Origin of the sequence: Gordonia sp. C13 (assembly GCF_023218005.1) — a bacterium.
In the GTDB taxonomy this organism is placed as follows: Bacteria; Actinomycetota; Actinomycetes; order Mycobacteriales; family Mycobacteriaceae; genus Gordonia; species Gordonia namibiensis.
In genome coordinates, this window is record NZ_JALPSY010000001.1 from 31,130 (window position 1) to 50,718 (window position 19,589).

17 protein-coding genes are annotated in these 19,589 nt (G+C 67.9%); 4 read left to right on the plus strand and 13 right to left on the minus strand.

What is annotated here, in order from left to right; all coding sequences use genetic code 11:
- Nucleotides 1-45: 45 nt before the first annotated feature.
- The 5 genes from pafA to dop form a co-directional block, all read right to left on the minus strand.
- Entirely contained in the window at nucleotides 46-1,404 is a 1,359-nt protein-coding gene (pafA, locus tag M1L58_RS00145) for a Pup--protein ligase (RefSeq protein WP_248657411.1), read from the minus strand.
- Nucleotides 1,405-1,476: 72 nt separating this feature from the next.
- Entirely contained in the window at nucleotides 1,477-2,280 is an 804-nt protein-coding gene (gene prcA, locus M1L58_RS00150; protein ID WP_248657412.1) for a proteasome subunit alpha, read from the minus strand.
- Nucleotides 2,277-3,173: a proteasome subunit beta gene (gene prcB, locus M1L58_RS00155; RefSeq protein WP_248657413.1), complete on the minus strand. Its 897-nt coding sequence runs from the start codon at nucleotides 3,171-3,173 to the stop codon at nucleotides 2,277-2,279. The genes prcA and prcB overlap by 4 nt, the downstream gene beginning before the upstream one ends.
- On the minus strand, nucleotides 3,170-3,361 hold the full coding sequence (locus M1L58_RS00160) for a ubiquitin-like protein Pup (RefSeq protein WP_004019064.1): 192 nt from the start codon (nucleotides 3,359-3,361) through the stop codon (nucleotides 3,170-3,172). Before M1L58_RS00160 ends, prcB begins: the two co-directional genes overlap by 4 nt.
- A gap of 194 nt (nucleotides 3,362-3,555) precedes the next feature.
- Complete coding sequence (gene dop / locus M1L58_RS00165) at nucleotides 3,556-5,055, minus strand: depupylase/deamidase Dop (protein WP_248657414.1); 1,500 nt, start codon at nucleotides 5,053-5,055, stop codon at nucleotides 3,556-3,558.
- An 81-nt stretch (nucleotides 5,056-5,136) separates the two neighbouring features.
- Here dop and glgP point away from each other — a divergent pair, with 81 nt between their 5' ends.
- Complete coding sequence (glgP, locus tag M1L58_RS00170; RefSeq protein ID WP_248657415.1) at nucleotides 5,137-7,683, plus strand: alpha-glucan family phosphorylase; 2,547 nt, start codon at nucleotides 5,137-5,139, stop codon at nucleotides 7,681-7,683.
- Nucleotides 7,684-7,879: 196 nt separating this feature from the next.
- Here the strand turns inward: glgP and M1L58_RS00175 are convergent, their stop codons facing one another.
- From M1L58_RS00175 to M1L58_RS00185, 3 genes are all read right to left on the minus strand, one after another.
- Nucleotides 7,880-10,399 carry an FHA domain-containing protein gene (locus tag M1L58_RS00175; protein ID WP_248657690.1) on the minus strand — a complete coding sequence of 840 codons (2,520 nt, stop codon included), beginning with the start codon at nucleotides 10,397-10,399 and terminating at the stop codon, nucleotides 7,880-7,882.
- 114 nt (nucleotides 10,400-10,513) lie between these two features.
- On the minus strand, nucleotides 10,514-12,301 hold the full coding sequence (arc, locus tag M1L58_RS00180) for a proteasome ATPase (RefSeq protein WP_006864718.1): 1,788 nt from the start codon (nucleotides 12,299-12,301) through the stop codon (nucleotides 10,514-10,516).
- A gap of 181 nt (nucleotides 12,302-12,482) precedes the next feature.
- Nucleotides 12,483-13,313, minus strand: coding sequence for a tRNA (adenine-N1)-methyltransferase (locus M1L58_RS00185; protein WP_005200017.1), 831 nt, complete (start codon nucleotides 13,311-13,313; stop codon nucleotides 12,483-12,485).
- A 163-nt stretch (nucleotides 13,314-13,476) separates the two neighbouring features.
- Between M1L58_RS00185 and M1L58_RS00190 the strand changes: the two genes are divergently transcribed.
- On the plus strand, nucleotides 13,477-14,358 hold the full coding sequence (locus tag M1L58_RS00190; RefSeq protein ID WP_248657691.1) for a RecB family exonuclease: 882 nt from the start codon (nucleotides 13,477-13,479) through the stop codon (nucleotides 14,356-14,358).
- Nucleotides 14,359-14,406: 48 nt separating this feature from the next.
- Nucleotides 14,407-15,267 (plus strand): thioesterase family protein, encoded by an 861-nt coding sequence (locus tag M1L58_RS00195; RefSeq protein ID WP_248657416.1) that lies wholly within the window; start codon nucleotides 14,407-14,409, stop codon nucleotides 15,265-15,267.
- A gap of 201 nt (nucleotides 15,268-15,468) precedes the next feature.
- Here the strand turns inward: M1L58_RS00195 and hisG are convergent, their stop codons facing one another.
- The 5 genes from hisG to M1L58_RS00220 form a co-directional block, all read right to left on the minus strand.
- Nucleotides 15,469-16,314: an ATP phosphoribosyltransferase gene (hisG, locus tag M1L58_RS00200; RefSeq protein ID WP_248657417.1), complete on the minus strand. Its 846-nt coding sequence runs from the start codon at nucleotides 16,312-16,314 to the stop codon at nucleotides 15,469-15,471.
- 71 nt (nucleotides 16,315-16,385) lie between these two features.
- A complete protein-coding gene (locus tag M1L58_RS00205; protein ID WP_006437957.1) occupies nucleotides 16,386-16,649 on the minus strand; it encodes a phosphoribosyl-ATP diphosphatase in 264 nt (87 codons plus the stop codon).
- Nucleotides 16,646-17,317 carry an HAD family hydrolase gene (locus M1L58_RS00210; protein ID WP_248657692.1) on the minus strand — a complete coding sequence of 224 codons (672 nt, stop codon included), beginning with the start codon at nucleotides 17,315-17,317 and terminating at the stop codon, nucleotides 16,646-16,648. The genes M1L58_RS00205 and M1L58_RS00210 overlap by 4 nt, the downstream gene beginning before the upstream one ends.
- Before the next feature lie 50 nt (nucleotides 17,318-17,367).
- Entirely contained in the window at nucleotides 17,368-18,162 is a 795-nt protein-coding gene (locus tag M1L58_RS00215) for a helix-turn-helix transcriptional regulator (protein ID WP_248657418.1), read from the minus strand.
- A gap of 4 nt (nucleotides 18,163-18,166) precedes the next feature.
- Nucleotides 18,167-18,634 (minus strand): CinA family protein, encoded by a 468-nt coding sequence (locus M1L58_RS00220; protein ID WP_248657419.1) that lies wholly within the window; start codon nucleotides 18,632-18,634, stop codon nucleotides 18,167-18,169.
- 145 nt (nucleotides 18,635-18,779) lie between these two features.
- On the opposite strand from M1L58_RS00220, the gene M1L58_RS00225 reads away from it, so the two are divergent.
- Nucleotides 18,780-19,580 carry an alpha/beta fold hydrolase gene (locus M1L58_RS00225; RefSeq protein WP_248657420.1) on the plus strand — a complete coding sequence of 267 codons (801 nt, stop codon included), beginning with the start codon at nucleotides 18,780-18,782 and terminating at the stop codon, nucleotides 19,578-19,580.
- Nucleotides 19,581-19,589 lie beyond the last annotated feature (9 nt).

Genomic DNA, 19,589 nt, shown 5'->3' on the forward strand with positions numbered 1-19,589 from the left:
TGCGTCAGGTTAGATCCTCGCCGATCGGGCGGTGCGGAGGCTCGCTCACATGGATGCGATCAGCCGGTCGACCCGCTCGTCGACGCTGCGGAACGGGTCCTTGCACAGCACGGTGCGCTGGGCCTGGTCGTTCAGCTTGAGGTGGACCCAGTCGACGGTGAAGTCGCGTCCGGCCTTCTGTGCCGCCGAGATGAAGTCACCCCGGAGCTTGGCGCGGGTGGTTTGCGGCGGCTCGTTGACGGCGGTCTTGATGGCCTCGTCGGTGGTCGCGCGGGCCACGAGCCCCTTGCGCATCAGGACGTCGAACACACCGCGTCCGCGCTTGATGTCGTGGAAGGCGAGGTCGAGCTGCGCGATCTTCGGATCCGACAGCTCCATCGAGTATTTGTCCTGGTAGCGCTGGAACAACTTGCGCTTGATGACCCAGTCGACCTCGGTGTCGACCTTCGCGAAGTCGTCCGCCTCGACCGCATCGAGCATGCGGCCCCACAGATCGACAACCATGTCCATCTCGGGATCGGGACGACGGTTGGTGAGGTGCTCGACCGCACGTGCGTGGTACTCGCGCTGGATGTCGAGAGCACTGGCCTGCCGGCCACCGGCAAGACGCACGGGGCGCCGACCGGTGGGATCGTGGCTGACCTCACGGATGGCGCGGATCGGGTTGTCCAGGGCGAAGTCCCGGAACGCCACGCCGGCCTCGATCATCTCGAGCACCAGCGCCGCCGAACCGACCTTCAGCAGGGTGGTCATCTCGGACATGTTCGAGTCGCCGACGATGACGTGCAGACGCCGGTACTTCTCGGCGTCGGCGTGCGGCTCGTCGCGGGTGTTGATGATCGGACGCGAACGGGTCGTGGCCGAGGAGACGCCCTCCCAGATGTGCTCGGCACGCTGCGACAGGCAGAAGGTGGCCGCCTTCGGGGTCTGCAGCACCTTGCCCGCGCCGCAGATCAGCTGCCGGGTCACCAGGAACGGCAGGAGGACATCGGAGATCCGGGAGAACTCCCCCGCGCGGACGACGAGGTAGTTCTCGTGGCAGCCGTAGGAGTTGCCCGCGGAGTCGGTGTTGTTCTTGAACAGGTAGATGTCGCCGCCGATACCCTCGTCGGCGAGACGCTGCTCCGCGTCGACGAGCAGGTCCTCGAGGACGAGTTCACCGGCGCGGTCGTGGTTGATCAGCTGGATGAGGCTGTCGCACTCGGCCGTCGCGTACTCGGGATGCGACCCGACGTCGAGGTAGAGGCGTGCGCCGTTCTGCAGGAAGACGTTCGAAGAGCGGCCCCACGACACGACGCGGCGGAACAGATACCGCGCCACCTCGTCAGGGCTGAGGCGCCGATGGCCGTGGAAGGTGCACGTGACACCGAATTCGGTCTCGATGCCCATGATTCGTCGCTGCACTTGACCAACCCTACTCGCGGAACCCGCGGTCGACCGGGAAGAAGAGCCCGGTCGACCGCGCGTCGTCGCGTTCTAATTCGATCCGTCGGAAGTGTCCCCGCCGGAGGTGGTGTCGTCCGCCCCGGTCTCCGTCGTCGCGGCGTCGGCGGCTGGGGCCTCGGCGGTCGGCAGGAGCTCCTCGACCGCGGCAGAGGTCAGGCGCTTGAACGCCCGCCGCGGCCGGTTGCGGTCGAGAATCGCGACCTCGAGGTCGCCGGCGGACAGCTCCCGCGGCGACGCCGGGGCGCCGTTGCCGGAGTCGGCCGGGGTGGCGAGCGCCTTGACCGCGACCCCGATCGCCTCGGCGAGCGCCATATCGGGCGCGTAGCTCTCCTTGAGAGCCGCCGCGATGGGTTCGGTCGCGCCGCCCATCACCAGGAACCGGGTCTCGTCGGTGATCGAGCCGTCGTAGGAGATCCGGTACAGCTGAGACGGTTTCGGCTTGCCCGCACGGGCGACCTCGGCCACGCACAGCTCCACCTCGAACGGCTTGGCCTGCTCGGTGAAGACGCTGCCCAGGGCGTTGGCGTAGGTGTTGGCGAGCGACAGACCGGACACGTCGGCGCGGTCGTAGCTGTAGCCACGCATGTCGGCGAGCTGGATGCCGGCCTTGCGCAGACTCTCGAACTCGTTGTACTTGCCCACCGCGGCGAAACCGATGCGGTCGTAGATCTCGCTGGTCTTGCGGAGGGTGTTCGACGGGTTCTCCGCGACGAACAGCACGCCGTCGGCGTAGGTCAGGATGACCACCGAACGACCACGTGCGATGCCTTTGCGTGCGAGCTCCGAGCGATCTCGCATGATCTGCTCGGCACTGGCGTAATACGGGAAGGTCATCGGGCACCTCCCTCGTGCTCGGCGGTACGGCGTTCGACGACGGCCCGCGCCGCATCCTCGATCTCCGTCGCGTCCACCTCCCGAGCACCTTGTGCGTCGACGACCGCGGCCATCGGGAAGATCTTGCGGACCAGGTCGGGTCCGCCGGTGGCGGAGTCGTCGTCGGCGGCGTCGTACAGGGACTCGACCGCGATGGCGAGCGCCTCACCGGCGGTCAGATCGGAGCGGTAGAGCTTCTTCAGCGACGACTTCGCGAACACCGAACCGGAACCGATGGCCGTGTACCCGCCGAACTCCTCGTGACGGTCACCCGCGACGTCGAAGCTGAAGATCCGGCCGCGCTCGGTCGGGTCGTCGTGATCGATGTCGTAGCCGACGAGCAACGGGATCGCGGCGAGACCCTGGAGGGCCGCGCCGAGGTTGCCCCGGACCATGCTCGCGAGTCGGCTGACCTTGCCGTCGAGAGTGAGTGGGATGCCTTCGATCTTCTCGTAGTGCTCGAGTTCGACGGCGAAGAGCCGCACCATCTCGATCGCGATACCCGCGGTGCCGGCAATGCCGGCCGCCGAGTACTCGTCGGTGATGTAGACCTTCTTGACGTCCCGCGTCGCGATCAGGTTGCCCATGGTGGCGCGACGATCCCCGGCAAGGATCACGCCACCCGGGTACGACACGGCGACGATCGTCGTGCCGTGCGGGATGTCTCCGGCGCCGTCGGCGCCACCCGCGAAGGACCCCACGCGATCAACCTGAGCCTGCGGAAGCTGCTCGGGCGCGTGCATCCGCAGGAATTCGGTGAACGACGAGATGTCCGCGCCGTAAGAGGATCTGGGGCCGAGAGCGGAACCCGTACGAGATTGTGAGAAGGGCAGTGATCCGAACCTGTCGCTCACTGGCCGCCCTTCTGCACGTAAGCACGCACGAAGTCCTCGGCGTTCTCCTCGAGCACGTCATCGATCTCGTCGAGCAGGTCGTCGGTGTCCTCGGCCAGCTTCTCGCGACGTTCCTGTCCGGCACCGGAATCGGGGCCAACACCCTCATCGTCGCCGCCGCCACCACGCTTGGTCTGTTCCTGCGCCATCTGCTGCCTCCTTGAAACCGATCGCCCCTTGGCGGGCTACCCGCGACCGACCACCATCGGGTCTCGCGACCCCTGGGATCTCACCGGCTTCCGCCGGGCGCTGATCCCTGGTGAATCGGCCTCGGAATCGTGTGTTCCCACACTACCTGTGGCGGCGACAACTGGGGCGGAACGAAGCACATGCCCCGCGCGTGTCAGGTCGTCAGCTGGTCGACCAGTTCGGCGGCGGAGTCGACCGAATCGAGGAGCTTGCCCACGTGGGCCTGCGTCCCGCGCAACGGCTCGAGCGTCGGGATACGGACGAGGGAGTCCCCGCCGAGGTCGAAGATGACCGAATCCCAGCTGGCTGCGGCGACATCGGCACCGAAACGGCGCAGGCATTCGCCGCGGAAGTAGGCGCGGGTGTTTCGCGGCGGCTCGTGGATCGCGGCGAGCACGTCGTTCTCGTCGACCAGACGCTTCATCGAGCCGCGCGCGACGAGGCGGTTGTAGAGCCCCTTGTCGAGCCGGACGTCGGAGTACTGCAGGTCGATGAGCTGCAGGCGCGGCGCCGACCAGGCCAGGCCCTCGCGCTGGCGGAAGCCCTCGAGGATGCGCAGCTTGGCCGGCCAGTCGAGGATGTCCGAGCATTCCATGGGGTCGCGCTCGAGCCGGTCGAGAACGTCCGCCCAGGTCTCGAGGACGTGTTTGGCCCGCTCGTCGTCGGAGTGCTCCTGCTCGTGGAACTTCATGCAGCGTTCGAGGTACTCCCGCTGCAGGGCCAGCCCGGTGAGCTCGCGGCCGTCGGTGAGTGCGACGGTCGCGGTCAGGGTCGGGTCGTGGCTGATGGTGTGCACCGCCTGGACCGGGCGGGCGAGTTCGATGTCGGAGAAGTCGACGCCTGCCTCGATGAGGTCGAGGACCAGTGCGGTGGTCCCGACCTTGAGATACGTCGCGGTCTCGGCGAGGTTGGCGTCGCCGATGATGACGTGCAGGCGGCGGTAGCGCTCCGGGTCGGCGTGGGGCTCGTCGCGGGTGTTGATGATGCCGCGCTTGAGGGTGGTCTCGAGGCCGACCTCGACCTCGATGTAGTCCGAGCGCTGCGAGAGCTGGAAACCGGCCTCGTCGCCCGACTGGCCGATGCCCACGCGACCCGAGCCGGTGATGACCTGACGCGAGGCGAAGAACGTGGTCAGACCGGCGATGACCGCGGTGAACGGGGTCTCGCGGGCCATCAGGTAGTTCTCGTGGGTGCCGTAGGACGCACCCTTGCCGTCGATGTTGTTCTTGTAGAGCTGCAGCTTGGGCGCACCCGGAACGCTCGCCACGTGGCGTGCGGCGGCCTCCATGACACGTTCGCCCGCCTTGTCCCAGATGACCGCGTCCATGGGGTCGGTGACCTCGGGTGCGGAGTACTCGGGATGGGCGTGGTCGACGTAGAGGCGGGCGCCGTTGGTGAGGATCATGTTCGCCGCGCCGATCTCATCGGCGTCGATGATCGGGGCCGGTCCGGAACCGCGTCCGAGGTCGAACCCGCGAGCGTCGCGGAGCGGGGACTCCACCTCGTAGTCCCAGCGCGTGCGCTTGGCGCGGGGTACGCCGGCGGCCGCCGCGTAGGCGAGAACGGCCTGGGTGGAGGTCATGATCGGATTCGCGGTCGGGTCGCCGGGAGCGGAGATTCCGTACTCGACCTCGGTACCGATGATTCGCTGCATGCTTCGAGGGTAGAGGGTGATGCGGAGTGGCTCGCATCGTCCCGTTCGCAGGGCAGGCCCGGCACCAGTACCGTCGTCGCCGTGAAAGCTTTCCGCCGGTTCACCGTTCGGGTGCCGCTGCCTGCCGAACTAGCCGCCCTCGGTCCCCTGTCGCACAACCTGCGCTGGGTGTGGAACCCGCCGACCCAGGAGTTGTTCGCGACGATCGACGCCGAGCGGTGGGAGGCGACGGGTGATCCGCTGCGGGTGCTCGCCGACGTCGATCCGGCCCGGCTGACCGAGCTGGCGGGCGACGAGGAGTTCCGGGCGCGGGTGTCGGCAGCGGAGGCGAGTCTCGAGGAGTATCTCGACGCGCCGCAATGGTTCGGCGGATACGCGGAGAACCATCCCGTGCCGCCCGGGATCGCGTACTTCTCCATGGAGTTCGGCGTCTCCGAGGTGCTGCCGATCTACTCCGGCGGACTCGGCATCCTCGCCGGTGACCATCTGAAGGCCGCATCGGATCTCGGGCTCCCCCTCATCGGCGTCGGCCTGTTCTACCGGTCCGGCTACTTCCGCCAGGGCCTCGACCACGACGGCTGGCAGGTGGAGCGCTACCCGGTCAACGACCCGCGCGATCTGCCGCCCACCCTTCTCACCGACGGCGATGCACCCGTCGTCGTCGAGATCTCGATGCCCGGCGGTCGCACCCTGTCCGCGCAGGTGTGGGTCGCGAGCGTCGGCCGAATCCCGTTGCTGCTCCTCGACTCCGACATCGCGGCCAACACCGACGACCAGCTGCGCGGCGTCACCGACCGCCTCTACGGCGGCGATCAGGAGCACCGCATCCTGCAGGAGATCCTCCTCGGCGTCGGCGGTGTTCGTGCGCTTCGCGCCTACGTGCGGGTCACCGGCCGCGACGAGCCGACGGTGTTCCACATGAACGAGGGTCACGCCGGATTCCTGGGCACCGAACGCATCCGGGAGTACGTGGCCGCCGGACTCGACTTCGACACCGCCGAGGCAGTGGTGCGGGCGTCCAACATCTTCACCACGCACACCCCGGTGCCCGCCGGGATCGACCGCTTCCCCACCGAACTGGTGAACCGGTACCTCGACGCCGACGACTCCGGGACCTCGCGTCTGCTGCCCGGCCTGCCCGCGTCGACAGTCGCCGAACTCGGCGACGAGACCGACCCGGGTGTGTTCAACATGGCGCACATGGGTTTTCGTCTCGGCCAACGCAGCAACGGCGTCTCCCAGCTGCACGGTGAGGTGAGCCGGGAGATGTTCGCCGACCTGTGGCCCGGCTTCGACGCCGCGGATGTGCCGATCGGTGCGATCACCAACGGCGTGCACGGTCCCACCTGGGTGTCGAAGGTGTGGCGCGACTTCGCCTCGAGCGACGAGGATTCCGCCCCCGAGGTCTACGCCGGGCTGCCTGCCGAGACCATCTGGTCGACCCACGAGTCGCTGCGGGCCGAGCTCGTCGCCGAGGTCCGGCGTCGGGCTCATGCGAGCGGACGCGAACGCGGCTTCACCGACGCCGAACTCGGCTGGACCGCCGACCTCTTCGACCCCGGGGTGCTGACGATCGGCTTCGCCCGTCGTGCAGCCACGTACAAGCGGCTCACGCTCATGCTGCGCGACCCGGACCGCATGCGCCGCATACTCACCGACCCCGACCGCCCGGTGCAGCTCGTCATCGCGGGCAAGGCGCACCCGGCCGACAACGGCGGCAAGGCACTGATCCAGCAGGTGGTGCGCTTCGCCGAGGACCCGCAACTGCGCGACCGCATCATGTTCCTGCCCGACTACGACATCTCGATGGCCCGCCACATCTACGCCGGCTGCGACGTATGGCTGAACAACCCGGTGCGGCCGATGGAGGCGTGCGGGACATCGGGGATGAAGTCGGCGCTCAACGGCGGCCTCAACCTGTCCATCCTGGACGGCTGGTGGGACGAGATGGCCGGCGACGACAACGGCTGGGCGATCCCGTCGGCCGAGGGCATCGAGGACGAGAACCGACGCGACGACCTCGAAGCCGAGGCGCTCTACGCACTCCTCGAGGACACCGTGATCCCGCTGTTCTACGAGCGCGACGAGAACGGCCTGCCGACACAATGGGTGGAGATGATGCGCCACACGCTCACCCGACTCGGCCCCCGGGTGCTCGCGTCACGCATGGTCCGGGACTACACCACCGAGCTGTACTGCCCGGCCGCGGAGGCCTACGTCGCCGCGTGTGCCGACGATTACGCCGGCGCGCGCGATCTCGCGGCGTACCGGCGCGAGATCGAGACCGGCTGGGGTTCGATCGTCGTCGCAGGGGTGGACGAGGAAAGCGAGGACGACGGCCTTCGGGTCTCTGCGCACGTGGCGGTCGGCGAGCTCGACCCCAACGGTCTCCGCGTCCAACTCGTGCTGGGCCGCGTGACCGACGACGGCGACATCGTCGACCCGGCGATCATCGACATGAGTCCGGCGGCCGATCGAGATGCGTCGGGACGGGTCGTCTTCTCGGTGCCGGCCACCCCGCCGGCATCGGGTCATCTCGGTTTCACGGTGCGGGTGCTCCCCCGCCACGAACAGCTCTCGAACGACGCCGAACTCGGGCTCGTGCGGTACCCGGTCACGGCTGGTTAGAGCGCTCGCACCCGACTGGCGAACCTCGACCCGACTGACAGACTTCGATCGAAGTCTGCCCGTCGAGTTGGCGTCTGCAGGTCACCAGGCCTTCGTGGCTCGTCGCTTGCGCTCCTCGCACCTCAGGCAGCGAGAGGGCGGCGGCACACCCAGACAGCGGAGGGTCGGGCACCTGAGACAGCGAGAGGCTCGTGTGTCAGCGCTTCTTCAACCGCAACCGTGAGTAGGTGAACGCGAGCAAGAGGATGCTGATGAAGGCGAGCACGGCGTAGGCGATGGCGCTGTGGGCGATCGATGTCTCCCACAACGTGATCCGCTGGGGTGCGGCGACGTTGATGTTGTAGAGGTCGACGCTGCCGGCGGCGGTGACGTAGCCCCAGAACGACGGGAAGATCCACGACAGCTGCTGCAGGCCGGCACCGTCGAGCTTGAACAGGCCGCCGCAGAAGACGAGCTGCACCATCACCACGATGACCAGCGGCGGCATCACCTGTTCGTTGGACTTCACCGCCGACGAGATCGCTAGTCCGACAAGGGTGCTCACGCAGGCGAGCACGGCGACGGCGAACAGCAGGGCCAGTGGCGGCGGCAGGATCGGGCCGCCGAAGTCGGGCAGGCCCCGACCGGCGAAGGTGATGCCGACCATGATGATCGTCTGCAGGATCGCGGCGATGAAGAAGACCACGATCTTCGCGAACAGGTAAGCGCCGGGACGCAATCCGACGGCTCTCTCCCGTTCGAAGATGTCGCGTTCTCCGACGAGGTCGCGGACCGTCAGGGCCGCACCCATGAACGCCGCACCGACGACGAGAACCACCAGGATCTGGATCGCCTCCGCACCGTCCTTGGGTGGCGGCGCATTCGGGATCACCTCGAGCCGGGCGAAACCGCTCGACCCCGGGATGACCAGCGTCAGCAGCCCGAGGACCACCGGCAGCAGCACCAGGAACACCAGATAGCCGATGTCGGCGAAGACGAGCCGTACCTGGCGTCGGGCGATGGTCGACGCCTGTCTGGTGAAGCTGGTGTGCGGCACCGGGATCGGCGGGCCCGGAGGACGTTGCGGCGGAGGCGGATTCGGTGTGCGCCTGTGACGTTCGAGGTAGCGCGTGTGCGCGGCGTCGGGCTGGTCGGCGACGTAGGCGAAGATCTCCGCCCAGTCCGAGGTCCCCATCTCCTGCTCGACCTGCGAGGGCGCACCGCAGAACGACGTCTTGCCGCCCGGGGCGAGCAGCAGCACCTGGTCGCACATCGACAGGTACGTCAGTGAATGGGTGACCACGAGGACGACGCGGCCGGCGTCGGCGAGGCGTCGCAGGGTCGCCATGACCTGGCGGTCGAGTGCAGGGTCGAGACCCGAGGTCGGCTCGTCGAGGATCAGCAGCGACGGACCGGTGAGCAGCTCCATCGCCACAGAGGCGCGTTTCTGCTGTCCGCCGGAGAGCTTCTCGACACGGGTGTCGACGTGTTCGGTCAGCTGTAGCTCGCTGAGGACGCCGTCGATGACCCGATCGCGGTCCTCCTTCGACAGGTCGGGTGGGAGTCGCAACTCGGCCGCGTAGCGAAGGGCCTGCCTCAGCGTGAGTTTGTGGTGGAGCACGTCCTTCTGCGGGACCATGCCGATACGGGTGCGGAGTGCGTCGTACTCCGCGTGGACATTGCGACTCTCGAAGGTGACCAGGCCACTCGTCGGCGAGTTCAGGCCTGCGGCGATCTTCGACACGGTCGATTTGCCTGCACCGGACGGGCCGATCACTGCAGTGAGCGTGCCGGGACTCGCGCTGAAGTCGACGTCGGCGAGGAGCCGCTTCCCGCCGTCGACGACGAGGCTGACCCCGTGCACGTGGAGGCCGTCGGCGACCGCCGCACTCTCCTGGCCGCGCATGAGGGTGCCGCCGGACACCACGAAGTCGCTGTTGCCGATCGTGACCACGTCGCCGTCGGACAGCGGTGCGTTGTCCACGCGCCGGCCGTTGACGAAGGTGCCGTTGACGCTGCCGAGATCGTCGATGACCAGGACGCCGCCGCGGCTCGACACCTGCGCATGGTGGCGGGAGGCGAGGACGTCGCTGACGACGATGTCGTTGTCCGGGGTGCGGCCGATGCGCTGCACGCCGCGCAGCGAGATCGACTCGCGCTCGGGCGGAGTCGGCGCCCCGGGGAGCCGATAGACGGCGGAGACGTTCTGTTTGAGCGCCTGTAGATGTGGGGCGTTACGCAGCTCGGCAGGCATGGGTTCCGGCGCACCGGGGCGAGAGGGGCCACCCGGGGTTCGCGACGGGATACGGCCCGACGGCGGCATGGTGGGTCCGGGATGACCGGGGCCGGCGAACCCCGCCGACCGTGGTCCCGGCGGGAACGGACCCGGCCGGGCCGGCGGGGACGGTATCCGGCCGCTGGGCGGCGGCGGGTACGCGGTCGGATCGATCACCAGGTCGACGATCGGACCGGTGCTCACGTCGCCGAGCCGGACCTGCGTCGGGCCGGCGATCATCATCTCGGCCATGCGCCGGCCGCCGGCGAAAAAGCCGTTGGTGCTACCGATGTCGACGAGGTACCACGCGGTGCCGCGCCACTCGATGGCAAGATGCCGACGCGACACCATCGGATGATTGATCACGATGTCGTTGTCGGGTTCCCGGCCCAGGGTGATGCGCGGGGATTCGCCCAGCGGATGAGGCGCCCCACCGTCGACGATCACCCGACCGCGAGCCATCGATGTACTGTTCATCGCCGCCAACTTTAGTGCTTGACGACTGTTTTCATGCCGTTCTGTACAGCAGACGACCGACCCCCTGGGGAGTCGGTCGTCTGCTGGGTGAGGCGCGTGTTACAGGTACTGACCGGTGTTCGTCTCGGTGTCGATGGCGCGGCTCGCCCCGGAGGACTTGCCGGTGACCAGCGTGCGGATGTAGACGATCCGCTCGCCCTTCTTGCCCGAGATGCGAGCCCAGTCGTCCGGGTTGGTGGTGTTGGGCAGATCTTCGTTCTCCGCGAACTCGTCGAGGATCGAATCGAAGAGGTGCTGCACACGCAGACCCGGGGCACCGGTGTCGAGCTGCGACTTGATCGCGTACTTCTTCGCACGGTCGACGACGTTCTGGATCATCGCGCCCGAGTTGAAGTCCTTGAAGTACATGATCTCCTTGTCGCCGTTGGCGTAGGTGACCTCGAGGAACCGGTTGTCCTCGCTCTCGGCGTACATCCGCTCGACGACCTTCTCGATCATCGCCTTGATGCAAGCCGAGCGATCGCCGCCGAACTCGCCGATGTCGTCGGCGTGGATAGGCAGTTCCTCGGTGAGGTACTTCGAGAAGATGTCGATCGCCGACTCGGCGTCGGGGCGCTCGATCTTGATCTTCACGTCGAGGCGGCCGGGACGCAGGATCGCGGGGTCGATCATGTCCTCGCGGTTGGACGCACCGATCACGATGACGTTCTCGAGGCCTTCGACACCGTCGATCTCGCTGAGCAGCTGCGGGACGACCGTGGTCTCGACGTCGGAGGAGACACCGGATCCGCGGGTGCGGAAGATCGAGTCCATCTCGTCGAAGAACACGATGACCGGGGTGCCCTCGGACGCCTTCTCGCGGGCGCGCTGGAAGATCAGCCGGATGTGACGCTCGGTCTCACCGACGAACTTGTTCAACAGCTCGGGGCCCTTGATGTTCAGGAAGTAGGACTTGGCCTCCTTCGCATCGTCGCCGCGGGCCAGCGCGATCTTCTTCGCCAGCGAGTTGGCGACGGCCTTGGCGATGAGCGTCTTGCCACAACCGGGCGGACCGTAGAGCAGCACGCCCTTCGGTGGCCGCAGCTGGTAGTCGCGGAACAGATCCTTGTGCAGGAACGGCAGCTCGACGGCGTCGCGGATCTGCTCGATCTGCCGACCCAGACCACCGATGTCCTCGTACCCGACATCGGGCACCTCTTCGAGGACGAGGTCCTCGACCTCGGCCTTGGGCACCCGCTCGAAGGCGAATCCGGCTTTGGTGTCGATGAGCAACGAGTCGCCCGGACGCAGCTTGCGGCGCTTGCCGTCCTCCGCGTCGACCTCGCCCAGCAACGGCTCGGCCAGCCACACGACGCGCTCCTCGTCGGCGTGGCCGACGACCAGCGCCCGCCTGCCGTCCCCGAGAACCTCGCGCAGCGTGCTGATCTCGCCGACCGTGTCGAACTCGCAGGCCTCGACGATGGTCAGGGCCTCGTTCAGACGCAGCGTCTGACCCTTGGTGAGGGTTTCGGTGTCGATGTTCGGCGAACAGGTGAGCCGCATCTTGCGGCCGGAGGTGAACACGTCGACGGTCGCGTCGGGGTACACGTCAAGCAGGACCCCGTATCCGCTCGGCGGCTGACCGAGACGGTCGACCTCCTCGCGAAGGGCGACGAGTTGCTGACGCGCCTCCTTGAGGGTGTCGAGCAGCTTCGCGTTGCGTGCCGTGAGGCTGTCGACGCGTTCTTGGAGGCTCTCGTTGTCTGCCTGACGTCCGAACGACGGGCGTTCGGAACCACTCCGCGCAAGAGGCGGGGTGTAGGCAGGGGTGAAGCCCTCTTCGGGTGCACTCGCGCTCTCGGGGACCGCGCGGTCCCCGGTGGCGTCATGGCGGTCAGATTCGGTCATTGCTGACTCCTCTCCCCGGCAATCACCCGATCCCTCGATCGGAATGCTCGCGCCGTATCCCTACGCTACCGGCACGGACACAGAATCGCCCTTCACCCGCCAAATGGCGGTGTTGACGGTGTGTTAAATGTGCGCCTTCGCAACGGAATCGCGATCTTGCGGCCGGTGATACCGGCCGAACTCACCCCTTCGTGGGCCGACGCTGCGGACGCAACGTGGTGGTGCCGTCGGCGAGTCGGCGGGCGGTGATGAGAAACGCGGTGTGGCCTTGCATTTTGTGCTCGGGACGAACGGCCAGGCCGACCGCCGACCACTCGCGGAGCAGGGTCTCCCAGGCGCGCGGTTCGGTCCAGCACTCCTGCTCGCGCAACGCCTCGATCACGCGCGAGAGCTGGGTGACGGTGGCCACATAAATGGTCAGGACTCCGCCTGGTTTCAACACGGTGCGCACGACGTCGAGGGGTTCCCACGGTGCGAGCATGTCGAGGATGACGCGGTCGAAGCGCTCGTCCTGATCGACGTTGGCGAGGTCGTCGACGACGATGTTCCAGTTGTCCGGGCGGCCGCCGAAGAAGGTCTCGACGTTGCGGATCGCGTGCTCGGCGTGGTCCTCGCGGATCTCGAAGGAGTTCACCTCGCCCTCGGTGCCGACGGCGCGCAGCAGCGAACACGTCAGCGCACCGGAACCTGCGCCGGCCTCCAGGACGCGGGCACCCGGGAAGATGTCGCCCTCGAGGACGATCTGCGCGGCGTCCTTGGGGTAGATGACCTGCGCACCGCGCGGCATCGACAGCACGTAGTCGACGAGCAGCGGCCGCAACGCGAGGTACTGGGTGCCGCTGGTGGCCGAGACGACGCTGCCCTCGGGCGAGCCGATGAGGTCGTCGTGCGAGATGGCGCCGCGGTGGGTATGGAACTGCTTGCCCTCTTCGAGGAGCACCGTGAACTTTCGGCCCTTGGCATCGGTCAGTTGAACCCGGTCGCCGACGGCGAACGGTCCGGTGGTGGGCACTGGGTGCTTCCTCTCGTGAACGGGACGGAGCCGACACCTCCGCGCTGGGCGGATCGGTGGTGGTCGGGAGTCCGGTGGGCCGTGAGGACGATACCCGACCGCACGTGGGTGTCGGACCGGCAGAGTGTCGGGGCCGGGGCCTAGTCTGCGAGATGTGAGCACGATGACCGGCACCGACGACCCCTCCACCAGCGCGGCCCCCGCGCCGGAGCCACCCCCGGCGGAGGGGGCGCGCGGGATCGTCGGACGCCCCCTGGCCCTGTCGCCGTCGCGCGCGGCGGACTTCAAACAGTGCCCGCTGCTGTACCGGTTCCGCGCCATCGACCGCTTCCCGGAGACCCCGACCGCCGCGCAGACCCGTGGCACCGTCGTCCATGCGGCACTCGAGAACCTCTTCGACATGCCTGCCGAGCTCCGCACCCAGGATTCGGCGGAACTGCTCGTCGAAGGGGCCTGGGCGGCCCTGTGCGAGGAGGATCCGCAGCTCGCCCGGGTGATCGGCGAAGGCGGTCAGGCGGCGTTCATCGCCGGCGCCCACAAGCTCATCGCGACGTACTACACGATGGAGAACCCCACCGCCTTCGACGCCGACGCGGTGGAGGAACACGTCGAGATCGAGGCCGACGACATGCTGATGCGCGGCTTCATCGACCGCATCGACGTCGCACCGACCGGCGAGATCCGCGTGGTCGACTACAAGACCGGACGCTCCCCCGGCGAGGCCTACGAGGCCAAGGCGCTGTTCCAGATGAAGTTCTATGCGCTGGCGATCCTGCGCACGCGCGGCGTCGTGCCCGCGCGGTTGCAGCTCATGTACCTGTCCGACGGCCAACAGCTTATCTACCACCCCGACCACGACGAGCTCCTCCGCTTCGAGCGGACGCTGCGCGCGATCTGGCAGGCCATCCGCACGGCCGTCGCCTCCGGGGATTTCCGGCCGCGGAAGTCGCGGATGTGCCGGTTCTGCGAGCACCAGTCGCGGTGCCCGGAATTCGGCGGCGAGATCCCGCCCTACCCGGGTCCGCCGCCCGGGTTCGTGGCCTGACGCACACCCCGGGCCACCCGATTATGTAGATGCACATAGGCTGGGGATGTGGAGAGTTCGTACTACGTACCCGTCGACGCCCCGGCGTCCGACGGCACCAGCCCGGCCGGCGACCCGTCGGCGCGATATGAGTATTTCCAGCCGACCGACGCCACCCTGAGCGTCTGGTCACCGACCATGCAGCACGGTGGCCCGCCGTCGGCCCTGATGATGCGCTCGCTGTTGCGTTGCGATCCGGACCCGACGCAGCACTTCACCCGAGTGACGACCGAGATCCTCGGACCGATCGGGTTGGGCGTCAACCGGATTCACGCTCGCGTAACCCGACCGGGTCGACAGATCAGCCTCGTCGAGACCGAACTCGAGGTACAGCAGGCCGACGGCTCGTTCCGAACGGCCGCCAAATCGGTGGGTTGGCGCATCCGCGGCGCGGACACCAGTGAGATCGCCAACGGTCCCGCTCCCCTGACCCCGCGGCCCGACGAGTTGCCGAGGCAGATCGGGTTCCCCGACGACAGCGGCGAGGCCGTGGACTGGGGAACACTCGGGTTCATCGGGACCGTGGAGTCGGCACGTACCGAGGGCCGCTACGGCGTGACACCGGCGGTGTGGCTGCGCGCAGTCCTCCCGCTGGTCGAGGGTGAGAAGACGTCGGACCTCGAGGCGATGTTCATCGTCATCGACGTCGCCAACGGTGTGGGCACGCGACTGCGCCCGGACCGCTGGTCCTGGATGAACACCGACACCACCGTGCACCTGACGCGGGTGCCGAGCGGACCGTGGGTCGGCATCGACGCCAACATGGTCGCCGGACCCGACGGCTTCGGCGCGACCCTCGGCGACCTGTACGACACCTCCGGCTACATCGGCCGGTCGGCACAGACGGTGTTGCTCAACGCCGTGGGCTAGCGGCAAACGCACGATGGTCTCGCGAGGTCCCCACCAGGCCTTCGTGGCTCGTCGCTTACGCTCCTCGCACCTCAGGCAGCGGACCTGGGTGCGTTGCGTTCTTTCGGATCAGGCAGAAAAAGGGGCACTCCCATCTTGGATGAGGGTGCCCCTCTTCTGCTCCCTGAGGAGGCCTGAGCTTGCGAAGGCCGTCTCGAAGGGTCAGAACCGGCAGGACCGGATGTCGGTGGCGAGAATCGCCTTCGCGCCGAGCTCGGAGAGCTCGTCCATCAGGTTCTGGTGGTCCTTGCGCGGAACCATCGCGCGGACGGCGACCCAGTCGGGGTCGGCCATCGGGGCGACCGTCGGAGATTCGAGCCCCGGGGTGATCGCCGATGCCTGGTCGAGCAGGTTCTTCGGGCAGTCGTAGTCGATCATCACGTACTGCTGGCCGAAGACGACGCCCTGGACACGGGCGATGAACTGCTTCTCGGACTTGGTGAGGTCGGCATCGCGTCGGGAGATGAGGACGGCCTCGGAGTCGCACAGCGACTCGCCGAAGGCGGCGAGACCGTGCTGGCGCAGGGTTCGACCGGAGCCGACGACGTCGGCGATGGCGTCGGCCACACCGAGCTGGATCGAGATCTCGACCGCGCCGTCGAGCCGGATGATGTCGGCGGTGATGCCGCGGCCTGCGAGGTCGTCGCGCACCAGGTTCGGGTACGACGTGGCCACCCGCTTGCCGGCGAGGTCGGCGACGGTCCACTCCTGATCGGCCGGGGCCGCGTAGCGGAAGGTCGACGATCCGAAGCCCATCGCGAGCTGTTCGTGGACCTGTGCGCCGGAGTCGCGGGCGAGGTCGCGGCCGGTGATGCCGAGGTCGAGGCGTCCCGACCCGACGTAGATGGCGATGTCCTTGGGACGCAGGAAGAAGAACTCGACGTCGTTGCCGTTGTCGAGAACCGTCAGGTCCTTGGAATCACTTCGTTTGCGGTAGCCCGCCTCGGCGAGGATGGCCGACGCGGATTCGGAGAGCGCACCCTTGTTGGGTACGGCCACTCGCAGCATCTCGATGTCCTTTTCGTGGGGTTGCGCTCAGCTGAGCAGGAGGTGGTGGTCTGTGGTGCCGGGTCGTCCGGTCACAGATGTCGGTACACGTCCTCCAGCTTCAGGCCCCGCTTGATCATCATCACCTGCAACCAGTAGACGAGCTGGGAGATCTCCTCGCCCAGCGATTCGTCGGACTCGTGCTCGGCGGCGAGCCACACCTCACCGGCTTCCTCGATGATCTTCTTGCCCAGGGTGTGCACACCCGAGTCGAGCGCGGCGACCGTGCCCGACCCCTCGGGGCGGTTCTCGGCCTTGTCGCTGAGTTCGGCGAACAGCTCCTCGAATGTCTTCACGATTCCTCATTTTGGCATGTCGCGATACGCGCGAGACCGCCGGTCCATGCCTCGGTGACGTCGTCGAGTCCCAATCCGACGAGAGACTGCCGGAACACCCGCAGCGGACCGCGCTCCACCGGTGCCGCCGATTCGACGACGAGGGTGGGACATCCGGCCGTCGACGCGGCCTGCGCACCGGTCGGGGAATCCTCCACCGCCAGGCATTCCGCGGTCGAGAAACCGAGCAGTTCGGCGGCGCGCACGTACGGGTCGGGGGCGGGTTTGCCGACGGCGACCTCGTCCCCGCAGACCGTGGCGGCGAAGCGGTGGCGACCGATGGTCTCGAGTGCGACCTCGGTCAGTTCGCGGACCGTGTTGGTGACCAGCACCATCGGGATCCCGGCGTCGGCGACGAGGTCGAGCGCCTCGCGGGCACCGGGACGCCATGGCAGGTCCTCGGCGAACAGTTCGTTCACCCGGTCGAGAGTCCAGCGGCCGTCCGCGTCGGGATCGCGCTCGTCGGCCGACAGCCCGGCCGCGTCGTGCACCTTGGCGAGCGCGTCGGGCAGGGAGTTGCCGAGCGTCGATTCGCGGAGTTCGCGGGTCATGACGATCCCGTGCCGGGTCGCCAGATCGGCCATCGCGATGTCCCAGATCGGCTCGGAATCGAGCAGTGTGCCGTCCATGTCCCAGAGGACGGCGGCAGGCAAACGGGAGGCGGGATCAGCGGTGTCGGTCACCCCTGCATCATCGCAATCCACCGTTCCGTCGGCTCATCGGCCGGGTAGAACATCTCGATGGTCAATTCTTCGAGCGTGACGTCGCGGGGTGAACCGAACGTGGTCAAGGTGCTGAAGAAGGACAGGATCTCGTCGCCGAGTTCGAGTTCGAACGGCACCAGCAGCGAACCCACCTCGCGCGACCTACCCGACACCTGTCCGCCGTTCAGGCCGGACACGGTCGGATACGACGACACCTCTCGTTCGAGCTCGGCGAGTCGTTCGTCGCCGGTGATGCGCACCATCCGCCGGAGCAGGTCGAGCAGGTAGGACGCCCACTCGTCGAGGTTGTGCGTCATCTTCGCAAAGCCGTCGGGGTGCAGCGACACCCGGAACAGGTTGACCGGTCTGGTCTGGAGCTCGTCCGGGAGCAGGGACAGCAATCGCATCGCGGTGTCGTTGGCCAGCACGACGTTCCACGCGCGGTCGAGGGCCATCCCGATGTTCGGGTTGTGCGCGTCGAGCAGTCTCTTGACCTCCCCGCGGACGCGGGTCATGGTCGCCGAGTCGAGGGGCTCCTCGCTGTAGCGAGGTGCGTGACCGGCCGCGAGGAGGAGCGAATTGCGTTCTCGCAGAGGGATGTCGAGTCGTTCGGCCAGCGCGTGCAGCAGCGCCGGACTCGGGCGTGACTTGCCGGTCTCGACGAAGCTCAGGTGCTTCGGGGAGACCCCGACCTCGTAGGCGAGATCGAGCTGGCTGATGGACCGGCGAGACCGCCACTGCTGCAGCAGGGTTCCCACCTCGACGGTCATGGGGTCATCGTAGACAGCTCTCGATCAGTTCGAGTGAGTACGCGATGGTCTGGGCGAGAACGTCTTCGGGCTCGCCGTCGAACTCCTTGCGGGTCGCCGAGACCTTGCCACGATGGTCGAGTCCGAACCAGACGGTTCCCGGTGCGGCCTCGTCGGGTTCGGGTCCCGCCTCGCCGGTGACCGCGACGACGATCTCGGCGTCGAAGAGGCGCGCGGTGGTCGCCGCCATGGCGCGTGCGGCGGTCTCGCTGACGACCGGTCCCTCGGGCACCTCGAGCAGGCCGAACTTCACGTCCTCGTGGTAGGCGATGACGCCGCCGCGGAACCAGTCACCGGCCTGCGGGGCCTTGCTCAACTCGCTCGCCAGGTTGCCGCCGGTCAGCGACTCCGCCACCGCGACGTGCACTCCCTGCTCCACGATCGCGTCGGCCAGACGCGCACAGGTCTCGGAGAAATCGGTCACGTCGGACATCGGTCACTTGCCTCTCGGTCGGTGTGGGGTTCACAGCAGCATCCGGGACGGTATCCGGAACGGGCCCGCCTCAAACCACTCCCTGGTCAGACCACTACCTGGAAGGTAGTAGTGTCCGCGCCCGAATGCGGCCACTGTTGGATTCATGACCCAGACCAACACAGACCGGCCCACCACCGTCCTGATCTCCCCGGCAATGGCAGTGCCGGCGCGTGTCTACCGACGGTTGGCAGAGGCATTGACGGGATACGGCCACGAGGTGCGTGTCGTTCCACGCCGCGGCGTGGAAGAGGGTTCGACGCCGCCGTCACGTACCGCGGACTGGTCCTACGAGGACGAGGCCGCCGACCTCGCCGATGCGATCGCCGCCGCTCGCGCCGAGATCCCGGGCACGCGGGTCGTGGTGGTCGGGCACAGCCTCGGCGCGCAATTGGTCGCGATGGTGGCGCAGACGTCCGATCACACGCCCGACGGCATCGTCGCGATCGGTGCGTCGGTGCCGGCGTTCCGACACTACGGCGCTCGCGGTGTGGCCCTCGGCGCGATCGGCGCGGCCGTCGCCCCGGTGTCGGGCATCGTCGGCCACTGGCCCCGACAGGGTTTCGGCGGGCCGACGCCCCGCACGCTGATGAGGCAGTGGGCGCGGATGGTCCTGACCGGACGGGCGCCGTTCGCGCTCGACCGGTCCATCACCACGCCGGCCCTGGCGATCCGGCTCGACGGCGACGAGATCGTGACCGACGGTGCGGCAGCGGCATTCGATGCCGCCTTCGCACCCGAGTCGATCACCCATTGGCGCTACGACGACGCGCAATGCCCGGAGGGTGGGAACACCACGCACATCGGATGGGTGCGCACGCCCGACCCCGTCGCACGGCGGATCACGGAGTGGTGGGACGTGCACACGACGGTCGAGTCGGCGGTCACCGAGTCCGGGACGCGCTGACCGGAACGG

Excerpts from the sequence above, each read along its gene's own strand:
- prcA (WP_248657412.1), bottom strand. The coding sequence starts at position 2,280 with ATGACCTTCCCGTATTACGCCAGTGCCGAGCAGATCATGCGAGATCGC.
- M1L58_RS00160 (WP_004019064.1), bottom strand. The coding sequence starts at position 3,361 with ATGGCGCAGGAACAGACCAAGCGTGGTGGCGGCGGCGACGATGAGGGT.
- dop (WP_248657414.1), bottom strand. The coding sequence starts at position 5,055 with ATGCAGCGAATCATCGGTACCGAGGTCGAGTACGGAATCTCCGCTCCC.
- M1L58_RS00175 (WP_248657690.1), bottom strand. The coding sequence starts at position 10,399 with ATGGCTCGCGGTCGGGTGATCGTCGACGGTGGGGCGCCTCATCCGCTG.
- arc (WP_006864718.1), bottom strand. The coding sequence starts at position 12,301 with ATGACCGAATCTGACCGCCATGACGCCACCGGGGACCGCGCGGTCCCC.
- M1L58_RS00190 (WP_248657691.1), top strand. The coding sequence starts at position 13,477 with ATGACCGGCACCGACGACCCCTCCACCAGCGCGGCCCCCGCGCCGGAG.
- hisG (WP_248657417.1), bottom strand. The coding sequence starts at position 16,314 with ATGCTGCGAGTGGCCGTACCCAACAAGGGTGCGCTCTCCGAATCCGCG.
- M1L58_RS00210 (WP_248657692.1), bottom strand. The coding sequence starts at position 17,317 with ATGGACGGCACACTGCTCGATTCCGAGCCGATCTGGGACATCGCGATG.
- M1L58_RS00215 (WP_248657418.1), bottom strand. The coding sequence starts at position 18,162 with ATGACCGTCGAGGTGGGAACCCTGCTGCAGCAGTGGCGGTCTCGCCGG.
- M1L58_RS00220 (WP_248657419.1), bottom strand. The coding sequence starts at position 18,634 with ATGTCCGACGTGACCGATTTCTCCGAGACCTGTGCGCGTCTGGCCGAC.
- M1L58_RS00225 (WP_248657420.1), top strand. The coding sequence starts at position 18,780 with ATGACCCAGACCAACACAGACCGGCCCACCACCGTCCTGATCTCCCCG.